The 15,560-nt window shown below is 67.0% G+C and carries 9 protein-coding genes; 8 read left to right on the forward strand and 1 reads right to left on the reverse strand.

Going from position 1 to position 15,560, the window contains the following annotated elements; translation table 11 throughout:
• Nucleotides 1-271: 271 nt before the first annotated feature.
• The 7 genes from VGK32_18380 to VGK32_18410 all read left to right on the forward strand — a co-directional run bounded on the left by VGK32_18380 (nt 272) and on the right by VGK32_18410 (nt 10,457).
• Complete coding sequence (locus VGK32_18380; GenBank protein ID HEY3383736.1) at nt 272-874, forward strand: DUF6305 family protein; 603 nt, start codon at nt 272-274, stop codon at nt 872-874.
• An 11-nt stretch (nt 875-885) separates the two neighbouring features.
• Nucleotides 886-2,181: a hypothetical protein gene (locus VGK32_18385; GenBank protein ID HEY3383737.1), complete on the forward strand. Its 1,296-nt coding sequence runs from the start codon at nt 886-888 to the stop codon at nt 2,179-2,181.
• Nucleotides 2,182-2,249: 68 nt separating this feature from the next.
• Nucleotides 2,250-2,402, forward strand: coding sequence for a hypothetical protein (locus VGK32_18390; GenBank protein HEY3383738.1), 153 nt, complete (start codon nt 2,250-2,252; stop codon nt 2,400-2,402).
• A 9-nt stretch (nt 2,403-2,411) separates the two neighbouring features.
• Entirely contained in the window at nt 2,412-3,572 is a 1,161-nt protein-coding gene (locus tag VGK32_18395) for a hypothetical protein (GenBank protein ID HEY3383739.1), read from the forward strand.
• Nucleotides 3,573-3,584: 12 nt separating this feature from the next.
• Entirely contained in the window at nt 3,585-5,297 is a 1,713-nt protein-coding gene (locus VGK32_18400; protein ID HEY3383740.1) for a C69 family dipeptidase, read from the forward strand.
• A gap of 85 nt (nt 5,298-5,382) precedes the next feature.
• Complete coding sequence (locus tag VGK32_18405) at nt 5,383-9,075, forward strand: two-component regulator propeller domain-containing protein (GenBank protein HEY3383741.1); 3,693 nt, start codon at nt 5,383-5,385, stop codon at nt 9,073-9,075.
• Nucleotides 9,076-9,095: 20 nt separating this feature from the next.
• Entirely contained in the window at nt 9,096-10,457 is a 1,362-nt protein-coding gene (locus VGK32_18410; protein ID HEY3383742.1) for an amidohydrolase, read from the forward strand.
• Here VGK32_18410 and VGK32_18415 read toward each other — a convergent pair.
• Nucleotides 10,420-12,876, reverse strand: coding sequence for an ABC transporter permease (locus tag VGK32_18415; GenBank protein ID HEY3383743.1), 2,457 nt, complete (start codon nt 12,874-12,876; stop codon nt 10,420-10,422). The two genes, VGK32_18410 and VGK32_18415, sit on opposite strands and share 38 nt — an antisense overlap.
• Nucleotides 12,877-13,101: 225 nt before the next feature.
• Between VGK32_18415 and VGK32_18420 the strand changes: the two genes are divergently transcribed.
• The gene (locus VGK32_18420; GenBank protein ID HEY3383744.1) at nt 13,102-15,558 is read left to right on the forward strand and encodes an ABC transporter permease; all 2,457 of its coding nucleotides are present in this window, start codon (nt 13,102-13,104) and stop codon (nt 15,556-15,558) included.
• Nucleotides 15,559-15,560: the final 2 nt, after the last annotated feature.

Raw genomic sequence — 15,560 nt, forward strand, 5'->3', positions numbered from 1 at the left:
CGCCTGTCGCGAGGACGGGCGAGACGCCCGTCCCACTCGGCATGAGCGTGCCACTCGGCATGAGCGTGCCACTCGGCATGCCCGTGCCCCTCGGCATGCCCGTGCCCCTCGGCATGCCCGTGCCCCTCGGCATGAGCGTGCCACTCGGCATGCCCGTGCCCCTCGGGACGCCCGGCGTCTGTGATATTCTTCGCCCGCCCCTCTCGCCCCTCGTGTATGCCAGGTTCCGCCTGACTGCGTGCGTCTCGCCTTTCTTCCAGGAGGCTTGGTCATGATTCGCTCGCTCCGCCCGTCGCTGCTGTTGTTTCTCGTCGCGTGCCTGATGGCCTTGATGGCGATGCCGCTCGTCGCGCAGCCGGCCAAGTCACCGAAGGCGCAGGCGCCCGTGCTCCTGACCTCGTGCGGACAGAGCCCGGGGCCGGTGAAGGTCAAGGCGTTCCTGCAGCGCCTGCAGATCGACTACGACATGAAGGACACGGCCACGGTGGCCGACCTGGGCGCCAAGCCTTACAAGACCCTCATCATCGTGACCGGCAGCAGCCTGAAGGGGATGGGCGGCGCCGGCGTGTCCATCGACGATGAGCTGAAGCGGACGACGGCGCTGATTGCCGAAGCGAAGAAGCGCGGTCTGACGATCATCGGGGCGCACGTCGAGGGGATGGAGCGGCGCGCGAAGAATGCGGCGCCCGGTGACAATTCCGACGAGATGTCGATCGACGCGGTGTGTCCGAAGTCGGCGTTCCTGATCGTCCGCAAGGACGGTGACGAGGACGGCCGCTTCACGGCGCTGTCGAAGAAGACCAACGTGCCGGTGATCTTCTTCGAGAAGAACCTCGAGCTCAGTGACGTCCTGAAGAACGTCTTCGGCAAGTAGGGAGCGTCGCCGTGAGCATGTTCACGCAGGCCGGCATCGTCCTGGCCACCATGGTGGCCGTCTATGTCGTCGTGCGCGCCTTCCGCGTGTCCACGGAACTGGCGATGTTCGGCGCCGCCCTCGGCGGCGCCACGGTCGCCGGCTTCGGGTTTCCCGCCCGTCACGTGGCCGAAGGCGCCGCCACCTATCTCGACATCAACCTGATCTTCGTGACGGCCACGCTCTTCATGAACCTCCTGAAGGAGTCCGGAGGCGTGGCGTTCGTCGTCAGGGCGATCCTGAAGGGGTTCCACCGCAGCCGCGCGCTGCTGCTTGTGTTGCTGACGATCCTGCTGCTGGTGCCCGGTGCGCTGACCGGCGCGGGCAGCGTCACGGTCCTGGTCGCCGGATCGCTCGTCGCCGTCGTGCTGCACTACATGGGAATTCCGAAGCACAAGGCGGCGGCGATCATCTTTCTCAACGCGGGTCTGAGCGCGGCGGCGCCGCCGGTCAGCCTCTGGGCGATGATGACGGCCGCCGGCGTCAACATGCCCTACGTCGGCTTCTTCTGGCCGTTGATGCTGCCGTGTCTGATCGCGGCCCTGCTCACGAGCTTCATTCTCGGCTGGAGGAGCGAGGGGGCGACGGACGTCACCAAGGCGCTCGAGGAATTGCCAGAGCCGCCCCCCGGCATGGCGTGGTGGCGGGTGCTGTTGCCCTTTGTCGTCTTCGCAGGGCTCGTCTGGATGGCGCGGCAGTGGCCGTTCTCCACGCCGATTCTCGGCCTGCCGCTGATGTTCGCGGCAGCCGCGCTGACGTCGTACCTGCTGTCGCCGGTGCGCCTCCAGTTCTTCAAGATCTCGCGGGACACCGTGGAGCAACTGCTCCCGCTGCTCGGCACGCTGACGTGCGCCGGGATCCTCGTCGAGGTCATGACGCTCACCGGGGCCCGCGGACTGCTCGCCGTCACGGCAGTCACGCTGCCGATCTGGGTGGTCTACGCCACGCTCTTCCTGGTGCTGCCGGTCTCGGAATCGGTGCTGATGTGGGGCGCCGCGCCGGTCATCGGCGTGCCGCTGGTGTTGCTGTTCAACAACCGCGGCCTCGATCCGATCGTCGCGCTGGCTGGCATGAGCATCATCTGGCCGCTCGGCGATGCGCTGCCGCCGACGGCCATCATCGGGCGCCTGACGGTTGACGTGGTGGGTCACAAAGGCTCGTACGGCCAGTTCCTGCGCGCCTGCCTCGTACCGGCGCTGATCATCATCGTCATGGGAACGCTGATGGTGATCTATTCGAAGAAGCTGTCGTTCCTGACGGGGTTGTAGCGCAGGGGACAGGCGGATAGGGCGGATAGACGGGAAGGCTGCAGGCTGCAAGCGATAGGGTGTTCTCCATGCCCATTGTCACCATCTTCTACTACGTGCTCGTCGCCTTCATCTCGGCGATTCTGGTCGTCAACCTGCTGAAGTCACGGAAGTGGGAGCGCGACGTGCTCTACGTGCTCGTGCTGATTCCCTTCCTGCTCCGGCTGCTCCGCCTGAAGTGAGGTGACATCATGACCGGTCGCCTCCTGGCGCAGAAGACCATCATCCTCGGCCTTGGCATCGTGCTGCTCGCCACGTCGGGCGCCAGCTTCTACAAGAGCCGCCGGCTTCCGGAGCCGGTGGTTCTCGGTCCGGGCATCACGGACGTCAAGCGCCTCGCCGATTACTTCGAACCCCTGCGATCCACGGAGAACGACTGCAACATCTACGTGCTCGACAGTCATCAACCCGGTGCGACGATGATGATCTTCGGCGGGTCGCATCCGGAGGAGCCGGCGGGCCGGCTTGCGGCGTGGCTGCTGGCCGAGAACGCCGTGGTCCAGAAGGGCCGCCTGATCGTCGTGCTCAGCACGAATCGCAGCGCGACGACGTCGACGCGGCTCGGTGGCGCCTATCCGCCCGATTTCTCGATCAAGACCAGCTGGGGCGAGCGGACGTTCCGCATGGGGGACCGCTGGACCAATCCGCTGGACCAGTGGCCGGACCCCGAGGTGTTCTTCCACTACCCGAGCGGGCAGCAGCTTGCCTACGTCGATGTTCGGAACGTCAACCGCACGTGGCCCGGCCGGCCCGACGGCACGCTCACCGAGCAGACGTCGTACGCCTTCATGCAGGTGATCGCACGCGAGAAGGTGGACATCGCGATCGACCTCCACGAAGCCGAGCTGCAGTATCCCGTGATCAGCACGATCGTCACGCACCAGCGCGGACAGGACATGGCGACGATGGTGGCGATGACGCTCACCGACATGGAAGGCTTCAAGATCGGCACCGAGTTCTCGCCGAAGAACCTCCACGGGCTCTCGCACCGCGAAATCGGCGATTTTTCGCCGGCCGTGTCGCTGCTCTTCGAAGCGCCCGAGCCGTTCCTCGACGCGACGCGCGGCATCACCAGCCGCGAGCAGTTGCTGACGGGGAAGGATGAATTCGTCGTGAAGGCGGGGCAGCACGGCCTGTTGTTCGAGAAGATCGACGAGAAGGGCTGGCCGATCGGCGTCCGGGTCGGCCGCCACACCTCGTCGATTGCACAGGTCGCGGAGACGTGGACCGAGGATCACCGCGACAGGCCCCTCGTGCTGAGCGGCGTCCCGCGCTACAAGGACCTCATCGACCATGGCGTCGGGTTCTACCTGCACGATCCAAGGAAGGCCACGAAGGTCGTGTACGAATAGGTGAAGAGAGCTATGAGACCGAGAACAATCCTGATTCCGACATTCGTGCTGTTGTGTTCGACACTCGTGATGACCGCGGGACGGCAGGCGCCGCCACAGTCGAAGGCGATGGGCAGTTCACTGGCGAAGATCTGCCTGCGGCCCGAGTTGCTGCCGGCGGACGCCGATGTCGCCGATCTCTGCGATCACTGCACGTCCGTGCCCGTCGGCAAGGACGCGTCGGCGGACGGCGGCACGCTGACGACGCACTCGTGCGACGGCCACTACGAATTCCAGATCCACATCGTCGCCGGCAAGAAGTCCCCGAAAGGGACGATGCGCCCGGTGATGAAGGGAGGCGGCTACGGGCAGGATCGCCCGCAGGCCGTCAAAGTCGGTGAGATTCCAGAGGTCGAGCAGACCTTCACCCGCTACGACGCCTCGTACTCGTTCATGAACGAGAAGCAGGTCGGCATCGGCGAGACGACGATCGGCGGGCGCCGCGAGCTCTTCAACGACGAGGGGTGGTTCGACATCATGGAACTCGAGCGCGTCGCGCTCGAGCGTGCGTCCACCGCGCGCGAAGCGATCACGATCATGGGCGAGCTCGCCGAGAAGTACGGCTACGGCGACGGCGGCGAGTGCCTTACGGTGATCGATCCGAAGGAAGCGTGGCAGTTCGAGATTTTCGGCGCGGGTGCCGTCGAGAAGGGCGCCGTGTGGGCCGCGAAGCGGATCCCGGACGGCGAGGTCGGCGTCAGCGCGAATCACTCGCGCATCTCGACGCTCGACCTGAAGGATCCGAACTACAACCTGGCTTCGGCGAGCGTCCTCAAGGTGGCCGAGGATCTCGGCTTCTGGAAGAAGGGCGAGCCCTTCTCCTACCGCAAGGCCTACGGCGGCACGCCGACGCTCGGCAGCACGCGGCGCGAGTGGCGGGTGTTCAACATCCTGGCGCCGTCGGTGAAGCTCGACCCGTGGGACCTGGACCTGCCGTTCTCGGTGAAGCCCGACAAGAAGGTGACGCCCCAGGACCTGATGCGGATTCACCGCGACTCGTATGAAGGCACCGAGTTCGACATGACCAAGGGGCCGGCCGCTGGACCGTTCGGCAACCCCAACCGCTTCGGCACCGGCGCTCGGCCGCCCGAGGGCTACATGGGCTGGGAGCGGTCGATCTCGATCTTCCGCTGCTCGTACGCCACGGTGATCCAGTCGCGCGGCCACCTGCCGGCGTGGATTGGCGGTCTCGTGTGGTTCGCCGAGGACGATCCGAAGACCTCGGTCTACATGCCCCTCTACGCGGGCGCGACGAAGCTGCCCGAGTCGGTGCAGATCGGCACGCGCGCGGCGATCGATCGCAAGGCGGCGTGGTGGGCGTTCGACTTCGTGAGCAACTGGGCGAACCTTCGCTGGAACGCGATGCACAAGGACATCCGCGCCAGGGGCGACGCCATCGAGAAGGGGTTCTTCGACCAGCAGGCAGACGTCGAGAAGAAGGCGCTCGAGCTGTATCAACAGGACCCGGCCAGGGCTCGCGAGTATCTCACCGACTACACCAACACGATGGTGCAGAAGACCGTCGAGGAATGGTGGAAGTTCTCGGACTTCATGATCGCGAAGTACAACGACGGCTACATCAACGAGAACGGCCACGAGAACTCGGTCGGGTACCCGAAGGACTGGCTCGACATGGTCGGGTTCGGAAAGACCAGGATTCTGAAGGCGGGCGAGAAGCAGCAATAGCCAGAGGTCAAGTTCCCGGCCGCTCCGGCCGATATCACGTAGTGACATCTCAGGCCTGAGGTGTCCATGCGCGGCGGAGGCGAGAGTGGTCGGGAACAGGCAGAAGGCGGTAGGTTGGAACGCGAGAGGCCGGGCCGCCCGGACGCGGCGACGGGGCCTGTTCGCGATGGGCGTCTGGCTCGTCCTCACCGCCACCGTCCGCCCCGCCGCCGCGCTCGACCCGCGGATCGGCCTCACGCAGTTTCATACCCTCACCTGGCAGATCGAGAACGGACTCCCACAGAACAGCGTCCAGGCGGTGCTGCAGAGCCGCAGCGGCTACCTCTGGCTCGGCACGCAGGCAGGCCTGGCCCGGTTCGACGGCGTCCGCTTCGTCGTCTTCGACCGATCGAACACGCCCGCGTTCCAGCGCGAGAACGTGCGCGCGCTCGCCGAGGACCGCGACGGTGCGATCTGGATCGGGACCGACTCGGGTGTCCTTCGCTACCGGAATGAACGGTTCACTCGACTCGGCACGGCCGACGGGCTGCCGAACGAGCAGGTGCGCTCGCTGCTCGTCGACCATCGGGGCGTGCTCTGGGCCGGGACGCTGTCGGGTGTGTGCCAGATCCGCAACGGGAAGGTCGACGTCAGTGCGGCGGCGTCCGGATCGCCCAACCAGGCGACGCTCCGCATCGACGAATCGCGCGACGGCACGGTCTGGTTCGCGACGGCAAACGGTCTCTATCTCTACCGCCAGGATCACTTCGAACGGCTCGGCCTGGCCGACGGGCTGCCGGACCTCGTGGTGTTCGACGTGCACCAGGACCGCGACGGCGTGGTGTGGATCGGCACCAGCCGCGGCCTCGCGCGGATGGCCGGCGACCGACGTATTGCCCTCTCGCCGTTGCCGGTGGACGACTCGGTCCACACAATCTGGGAAGACCGCGAAGGCACGCTCTGGCTCGGCCTCGAACGCCGGGGCATTGCGCGCGTGCAGAAGGGGCGATTCGAAATTTGCGGCAAGGCACAGGGGCTGGCCGGGAACTACGCCGTGGACTTCCTGGAAGACCGCCACGGCAACATGTGGGTCGGCCTGTTCGACGCCGGTCTCGTCTGCCTGCGCCAGACGCCGTTCTCGGGTTTCGGCGTCCGCGAGGGACTGCCGAGCGACGATGTGCAGACCATCCTGCAATCGAGCGACGGGACGGTGTGGATTGGCAGCAACGGCGGGGGCTTGTCGGCCACTGCCAACGGGCAGGTCCGGACGTTCACCGCGAAGCAGGGCCTGGCCGACGACATCATCATGGCGCTCGGCGAGGACCGCGACGGCACGCTGTGGGTCGGGACGCCGCTCGGGCTGAGCCGCATCCGGCGCGGCCGGATCGAGACCCTACCCGACCCTGACCACGTCCTGCAGGGCGGCGTCCGAGCCGTGGCGATCTCCGCTGAGGGCGCGCTCTGGATCGGGACGAACGCCGGTGGGCTCTGTGCATTGAGCGGAGGGCGGCTCCAGGCCGTGCGGTTGGCCGGCGATCCGGTCTCGCCGGGTATCCAGGCTCTGCTGCTCGCCCGAAACGGCGTCCTGTGGGTCGGCGGGTCGCGTGGCCTGACACGGATCCAGGACGGAAGGGCGAAGACGTTCACGACGGCTGACGGCCTCGGCGACAATTTCGTCCTGTCGCTCTTCGAAGACGAGAAGGGCGCAATCTGGGCTGGCACCTTCGGTGGCGGCTTGAACCGGGTGAAGGACGGCATCAGAACCATCGCCGTTCGTGAGGGACTGTACGACGCCGCGGTCTTCACCATCCTCGACGACGGAGCCGGCAACTTCTGGATGTCGTGCAACAAGGGCATCTACAAAGTCGCGAAGGCCGACCTCGACGCGGTGGCAGATGGCCGCCGTGGACACCTCGACTCCATCGGGTACGGTGTGGCCGACGGGCTTCGTGGGGCCGAGGGCAACGGCGGGTCACAGCCGTGCGCGTGGCGGATGCGCGACGGCCACCTGTGGTTCGCCGGGATTCGCGGTGCGGTCATCGTGGACCCGAAACCGATGGTGGTCGCGCCGCCGCCGCCGCTGCTGGAGCAGGTGTCCTACGATCGACGGGTGGTGGATCCGACCAACGGCATGGTGTTGCCGCCGGGATCCGGGCAGTTGGAATTCCAGTACACGGCGCTCGATTTCAGGGCGCCTCAAGGCGTGCAGTTCCGCTACCGGCTGGAGGGATTCGACTCCGAGTGGGTGGATGCCGGCACCCGGCGCACGGCGTTCTACACGAACGTGCCGCCCGGCTCGTACGCCTTCCACGTGTCGGCGCGGAACAAGGACGGGAGCTGGAATCCCCGCGCGGCAACCCTGGCCTTCCGGTTGCGCCCGCACTACTACCAGGCCGCCTGGTTCTACGTGCTCTGCATCATCGTCGCGCTGCTGGGCGCGACGGGGATCTACGGCCTGCGGGTGCGGGGCATGAAGGCGCGCCAGCGGCGGCTCGCACACCTGGTGGACAAGCGCACCCACGCACTGCGCGTCGAGATCGAAGGGCGGCGCCAGACGCAGATCCGCCTCGAGGAAGAGATCGCCGAGCGGAGGCAGGTCCAGGAGGAATTGGCCAGGGCCATGGCGCGCGCGGAGGCGGCCAACCAGGCCAAAGGCACGTTCCTCGCCAACATGAGCCACGAGATCAGGACACCGATGAACGGCATTCTCGGCATGACCGAACTGCTGCTCGACACGCCGATGTCGGCCGACCAGCGCGACCAGCTCGACATGGTCCGTGGATCCGCGCAGTCGCTCCTGACGGTCATCAACGACGTCCTGGACTTCTCGAAGATCGACGCGGGCCGACTCGAGCTCGAGTCGCTCGCCTTCGGCCTGCGCGACCTGATCGACGACACGATGAGGTCGTTCGACGTGCTCGCCTCCGACCGAGGGCTGGATCTGACGTGGGCGGTGGACGAATCGGTGCCTGACACGGTGATCGGCGATCCCGGACGCATCCGCCAGGTGTTGAACAACCTGCTGGGAAACGCCATCAAGTTCACGGAGATCGGCAGCGTCGCGCTGCGCGTGTCGGACCTCGCCCGGCATCCACACGAGGTGACCCTCCGCCTGTCGGTCCGTGACACCGGTATCGGCATTCCCGCCGACAAGCTGACGGAGGTCTTCGAGCCGTTCACCCAGGCCGACGAATCGACCACTCGTCGGTACGGCGGGACCGGCCTGGGACTGACGATCACCGCGAGACTCGTGCGGTTGATGGGTGGTGAGATCTTCGTGGAAAGCCTGGCGGGCAAGGGCAGCACCTTCTCCTTCACGGTCCGGCTGGGCCTCGTGCTGGCGCCGTCGGCGCAGGAGGTGGCGCCGATCGCCGTGCCGCCGCCCCCCAGTACCGTCGTCGCGCCGGAACCGCTGCGCGTGCTGGTGGCCGAGGACAACCTGGTCAATCAGCGTCTCATCGGGCGCCTGTTGCAGAAGTGGGGCCACGAGGTCACGATCGTCTCGACGGGAGAGCTGGCGGTCGAGGCGGTGGGGCGCCAACAGTACGACCTCGTGCTGATGGACGTGCAGATGCCGGGGATGGACGGGTTCGAGGCGACCCGGATCATCCGGTCGCAGGAAACGCCCTCGGGAAGACACCTGCCCATCGTCGCCATCACGGCCCACGCCATGAAGGGCGACCGGGAACGCTGTCTGGCCGCCGGCATGGATGGCTACCTGTCGAAACCCATTGAATCAACCCAGTTGCGCCGCGTACTCGACCAGTCGATTCACGGCCGGCCGAGCACAATCGCCTGAACAACTCCCGGAGGCCCATCGTGATCCATCGCTGGTCCCGTGCTCTGCTCGCCCTCTGTCTCGCCGCCGCCGCCACGCCCGGCACCGCTCAGCAGAACCCGCCGTCGTTCCACGCGCGGATCGACCGCGCGTCGAGCGACGTGATGACGAAGGTCATCGCGTGGCGTCGCGATTTCCATCAGCATCCCGAACTCGGAAACCGGGAGGTGCGGACGGGAAAGGTGGTTGCCGACCATCTCAGGAGCCTGGGGCTCGACGTCCGCGCCAACATCGCCCGCACCGGTGTCGTTGGCGTGTTGCGGGGCGGCAAGCCAGGTCCCGTCGTGGCGCTTCGCTCCGACATGGACGCACTGCCGGTCACCGAGGAGTGTGAGCTGCCGTTCAAGTCCAAGGTCCGCACCGAGTACAACGGGCGCGAGGTGGGCGTGATGCACGCCTGCGGCCACGACGCGCACATGGCGATGCTGATGGGAGCCGCCGAGGTGTTGGCGGCGATGAAGGCCGACCTCCCCGGCACGGTCGTCTTCGTCTTTCAGCCCGCCGAGGAGGGCGCGCCGAGCGGCGAGGACGGCGGGGCGACGGTGATGATCAAGGAGGGCGCGCTCGACCAGCCGAAAGTCGATGCGATCTTCGCCCTGCACGTCTTTCCCTACCCGACCGGATCGATCGTCTTCCGGCCTCGCGGCCTGATGGCGTCCAGCGACACGGTGCGCATCGAGGTGCGCGGACGCCAGACGCACGGCGCGCTGCCATGGGCCGGTGCCGACCCGATCGTCGCCGCTTCGCAGATCGTCCTGGGGCTTCAGACCATCATCAGCCGCCAGACCAACCTGACGACCGCGCCCGCGGTCATCACGATCGGCATCATGCAGGCCGGCAATCGCGCCAACATCATCCCGGACGAGGCGAGGCTCGAGGGCACGGTGCGCACGTTCGACCCGGCCATGCGGACCAAGATCCTCGATGACATCCGGCGAACCGCCACCGGCATCGCGCAGGCGGCCGGAACCACGGCGGAGGTTCAGTTCGTCGACGGGAACCCGTCCGTTTACAACGACCCCGCGTTGACCGAGCGGATGACTCCGTCGCTCAAGCGGGTCGTCACCGGTGAGTTCGACCCGAACAGTGCCGTGACGACGACGTCCGAGGACTTCGCGGAGTACCTGCAGAAGGTGCCGGGCATGATGTTCTTCCTGGGCGTCTCGCCGAACGGAACCGACCCGTCGAAAGTCGAGCCGAACCACTCGCCGCGATTCTTCGTGGACGAGGGCGCTCTCGTCACCGGCGTCCGGGCGCTGGCGAGCGTTGCGGTCGACTACCTGAGCGGACGGTCTCGTTCCGGTGTCACTCCTGTCGAAGGGCGGTCAGCGGATCGACGCTGAGCGCCCGGCGCGCGGGGACGTAGCAGGCCACGGCTGCCACCACCACGAGCAGCGCCGGGACGCCGAGGAAGACGACCGGGTCGGTGGGCGAGATGCCGAACAGCATGAAGGCAATGAGCCGGCCCGCGACCACCGACACGGCGAGGCCGAGCCCGACGCCGATGCCCGACAGCACGAATCCCTGTCGCATGACGAGTCGCAAGATGTCCTGCGGTGATGCGCCAATGGCGACGCGGATTCCGACTTCCTGCGTCCGGCGGCTCACCGAGTACGCCATCACGCCATAGAGACCGAGCGCGGCGATGATGCCGGCCAGGAGTCCAGCCGGGCCCGCCACCGTCGCTGACAGCCGGGGACCCAACATCGACCGTTCCATGAACTGGTCCATGGTCTTCGTGTCGAAGATCGGCATGTTCGGATCGATCGATTGCACCTCGCGCCGCACCGCGGCCAGCGTCGTGTGCAGGTCACCGCGATAGTGGACGACCATGGACACGCGCGGGCGCGGCCGCTGGTCGTACGGCACGAACAGATAGGGCGTCGGCCTTTCGGCGAGTTGGCGGTACTTCCCGTCGGCCGCCACACCGACCACCTGCATGAACGGGCCGTTCGGGATGTCGTACTGCACCCGCTTGCCAATCGGGTTCTGGCCCGGCCAGAACTGCCGGGCGAACTGTTCGTTGACGATGGCCACCGGGAGCGACGACGCCGTGTCGTGCTCGGTGAATGCCCGGCCCTGCCGAAGCGGCGTTCCCATCGTCCTGAAGTACTCGCTATCGACGGTGGACGCCAACGTCTGCTCCTTGCTGTTGCCCTTGCGGCCCGTACGGCCTTCGACGATGACGTCGCCTCCGGAACTGCTGAAGTCGAGCGGCACCCATCGCGCGATCGTCGCCGCCTGGATGCTGGGCAGATGGCGCACCCGGGCCAGCAGCACCCTGTAGAACTGCCTCGCGCGTTCATCGTCGTACCCGAGGAGGCTCGGGCTGAAGGACATGATCACGCGGTTGTCCGTGCGGAAGCCGGGGTCGATGGTCCTGGCACCGCCGATGCTGCGGGCGCACAGTCCCGCCACGATGAGGAGCACGAGCGACGCGGCCACCTGCCCGACTACGAGTACGTTGGCCAGCGTGAAGCGCCGGTGGGACGGGTCGTGCGCCGCGCTCGACTTGAGCGCAGGGACGAGGTCGCCGCGCGAGACGCGCAACGCCGGCAGCAGGCCGAATGCGATGCCCGCCAGCAGTGAGATGCCGAGCGTGAACAGCACGACCCGGGCGTCCGTCTGGAAGTCGAAGACAATCGGGATGTCGGTCGGCACCTGGATCGAGCCGACGTACTGCGCTGCCATCGATCCGGCGAGCAGGCCGACGCCGCCGGCCAGCAGCGCAAGCAGCACCGATTCGACGAGCAACTGACGCACGATCTGCCCGCGGCTGGCTCCAAGCGCGGCCCGCATCGCGATCTCCTTGCGTCGCGTCGACGACCGTGCGAGCAGCAGGTTCGCGACGTTCGCGCAGGCGATGAGCAGCACCAGGGCGGTCAGGCTCATGAAGATCCACGCCAGGCGGTTGGAGTCGCCGGCGATCTCCACCTCGGGGCGCGTGTCCAGCTCGCGGAAGACATGCGCCGTGACATCGCGATTGCTCTGCGGGTATGCAGTCGCGAGTCTGCCGGCAATCGTTCGGACTGCGGCCTGGGCCTGTTCGACCGTGCCGCCGGGGCGCAACCGGCCGATCATCCGGAACTCGCGGTTGTCGCGCGAAGCCAGCGCCACGTCGTAGCCGGTGGCCAGCCTCGGCATCATCGAGATCGGCACCCACAGGTCCGACCCGAAGTAGACGGAGTACACGCCGTGAAACTCGGGTGCCGCCACCCCGACCACCGTGAACGGCTGGCCGCTCAGCACGACCGACCGGCCCACGATGCCGGGGTCGGCCTGGTAACGTCGCTGCCAGATCCGATGGCTCAGCACGACGACCGGATCGCGCCCCATCGACGCGGCCTCTTCGGGCCGGATGCCTCGGCCGAGCGCGAGACGCGGCCGCACGACCTGGAAGAAGTTGCCGCTCACTGCCTCCCCGTAGATGCGGCTCGCGTCCTGGCCGATCTGGCCCACGGCGCATTCGACCAGTCCGTAGGACGCCAGGCCGTCGAACGTCTTCTCCGCCGCGTAGTCCTGGTACTCGACGTACGGGAATGCGTCGTAGTAGGGACCGTTGCTGGTTCTGCTGTAGATCGACACCAGCCGATCCGGCGCCTCGACCGGGAGTGGTCGCCAGAGCAGGCTGTTGAACATCGAGAAGAGCGCGCTGTTTGCGCCGATGCCGAGGCCGAGCGACAGCGCAGCCACGACCGTGAACAGCGGGTTCCTCGCGAGAAGACGAATTCCCTGGCGGATGTCCCGGTAGATAGCGCCCACAGTGCACCTCGGCTTTGAGGAGGTTGATCACTCCGGAAGAGATCTACGCGAAAGCCGTGCCCGACTTCGATGTTCAGCTAACATACTTACCAGAAAACACTTGCGGCCGTGCGTGGACCGCTGGCCGGGTGGCCAACTGTTCGGCCGCGCTCGGATCAGTTCGGAAACGGACAGTCGGGCAGCCTCGCCGCAACGAACGCTCGATCGATTTCGTCTAACTCGAACATGCGAGACCTGTCGTTTGCCGTCCGGTCCCTCTGGAAAGACAAGGCGTTCAGCGTCGCGACGTTCCTGACGCTGGCGCTCTGCATCGGGGCCAACACGGCCCTGTTCGGCATCGTCCACTCGGTGCTGTTGAAACCGCTGCCGGTGCCGCAGCCGGACCGGCTCGTCTTCCTCCACAACAGCTACCCCAGGGCTGGCGCCGAACGCGGGAGCAGCGGGGTCCCTGACTATTTCGACCGCGTCGTCAAGATGACCACGCTCGACTCCCTCGCGCTCTACAACACACGCAACCGCGCGACCGGCGAGAGCGGCCGGCCCGAACGGGTGCTGGTCATGGGCGTGACTCCGTCGTACTTCCGTGTCGCCCGCGTCCAGGCCGAGCGCGGCCGCACGTTCACCGAGCAAGAAGGGGAACTCGGCCACGAAGACCGCGTGATCCTCAGCCACGCCTATTGGCAGGAGCGCTACGCCGGCGACCCGGGCGTCGTCGGGCGGCAATTGCGCCTCGACGGCCGACCCTACACCATCGTCGGCGTGATGGGGAAGGAGTTCCTGTTCATGGAGCCCGACGCGCGGCTCTGGATACCCCTCGCCTTCACGGCGGAGCAGAAGTCCGACGACAATCGCCACAACAACAGCTGGGACAGCGTCGGCCGGTTGCGTGACGGGGCGACGATTGCGCAAGCGCAGGCGCAGGTTGACCTGATCAACGCCGGTGACATGGACCGCTTTCCGGCGATGAAGGAACTGCTGGTGAACGCGGGCTTCCGCACGATCGTGCTGCCGCTGCAGGACGACCTCGTCCGCAACGTCAAGAGCCGGCTGTACCTGTTATGGGGCGGCACGCTGCTGGTCCTGCTGATCGGGTGCGTGAACGTCGTCAACCTGGCGTTGGTGCGGTCTCACGCGCGGCTGCGCGACCTGGTCACGCGGCTCGCGCTCGGCGCCGGCCGCTTCGCGATCGTCAGGCACTTGCTGACAGAGAGCATCCTGCTCACGTTCGTGAGCGGACTGGCCGGCCTGATGCTCGGGTGGGGCAGCCTCCGCCTGCTCGGTCGTCTCGACCTGGAGCGGATTCCCCGCGGCGCCGAGATTGGCCTCGACCTCGTGACGGTGACTGTCACGATGGGACTGGCCGTGCTGCTCGGCGCGGTGATTGGCGCCTTCCCCATCGCGAACACCTTCGGCGTCAATCTCAGCTCGGTGTTTCACGAAGGGGGCCGGACGGGCACCGCTGGACGCGGACCGCGGCTGCTTCGGCGGGCGCTCGTCGTCACGCAGGTGGCAGTGGCGTTCGTGCTGCTGATCGGCACCGGCCTGCTGGCCGCCAGCTTCCGCCAGATCCTGGCGATTGACCCGGGCTTCGATCCCAGACAGGTGCTGACGGCAAGCGTGAGGCTCCCGGTCGAGCGGTACAAAGGCGATCCGGAACTCCGCGCGTTTGCCGATGAAGCCGTGCGGCGCGTGCGCGCCATCCCTGGCGTGACCCACGCCGGCATCACGAGTTCGATCCCGCTCGGCGACAATCACAGCGACAGCGTGATCCTGGCCGAGGGATACCAGATGAAACCGGGCGAGTCGATCCTCTCGCCGACTCGCGTCGAGGCGAGCGCCGGTTACTTCGAGGCGATGCGCATCCCGCTCCAGCACGGACGCTATTTCGACGGTCGCGACGGGGCCGGGTCACAGCACGTGATCATCGTGGATACGCGGCTGGCGCGGCGGTTCTGGCCGAACCAGAATCCCGTCGGCCGTCGGATGTATCGGCCAAGCGTCGCTGAAGATCTGCTCGCCGCCACCGCGAAGACAGACTGGCTGACCGTGGTTGGCGTCGTCGGCGAGGTGAAACAGGACGCGCTCGTCGCGGCGAAGGCGCCGGTTGGTGCGTACTACCTTCCGGCCACGCAGGAGACGATCCGGGCGGTGACCTTCGCCGTCCGCGGCGCCGGCGATGTCAAGGCGTTGTCATCCCCGCTCAGGAAGACCATCGCGGGGCTCGACCCCGAACTCCCGGTCTTCTCGATCAGGACGATGGAGCAGGTGACCGACGACTCGCTGGTGACGCGCCGCTGGCCGGTGTTCCTGTCGATGGGGTTCGGCGTCGTGGCGCTGCTGCTCTCGGCAGTCGGCATCTACGGCGTACTCGCGTACCTCGTCACCCAGCGCACGAAGGAGATCGGGATCCGGATGGCGCTCGGCGGCACGCCGCGAACCGTCGTCGACCTCGTGTTGAGGGAAGGGGTGGCCCTGTTGCTGGTCGGATTTGCGACCGGCGCGATCGGGCTGGTGGCGCTGCGGCGGGCGCTCGAGACGCAGCTGTACGGCATACAGGCCAGCGATCCTGGCGTGCTGGCGATCGCCACGCTCGTGCTTGGCTCGGTGGCGATGCTGGCGTGTGCGATCCCCGCGCGCCGCGCCACGCGCATCAACCCGGTGCTCGCGCTGAACAGGGACTGACC

This window comes from Vicinamibacterales bacterium, assembly GCA_036504215.1.
Classification (GTDB): Bacteria; Acidobacteriota; Vicinamibacteria; order Vicinamibacterales; family Fen-181; genus FEN-299.

Bases quoted from the DNA above. Each gene is read 5' to 3' on its own strand.
- VGK32_18380 (HEY3383736.1), top strand. From the start codon at position 272: ATGATTCGCTCGCTCCGCCCGTCGCTGCTGTTGTTTCTCGTCGCGTGC.
- VGK32_18390 (HEY3383738.1), top strand. From the start codon at position 2,250: ATGCCCATTGTCACCATCTTCTACTACGTGCTCGTCGCCTTCATCTCG.
- VGK32_18395 (HEY3383739.1), top strand. From the start codon at position 2,412: ATGACCGGTCGCCTCCTGGCGCAGAAGACCATCATCCTCGGCCTTGGC.
- VGK32_18400 (HEY3383740.1), top strand. From the start codon at position 3,585: ATGAGACCGAGAACAATCCTGATTCCGACATTCGTGCTGTTGTGTTCG.
- VGK32_18420 (HEY3383744.1), top strand. From the start codon at position 13,102: ATGCGAGACCTGTCGTTTGCCGTCCGGTCCCTCTGGAAAGACAAGGCG.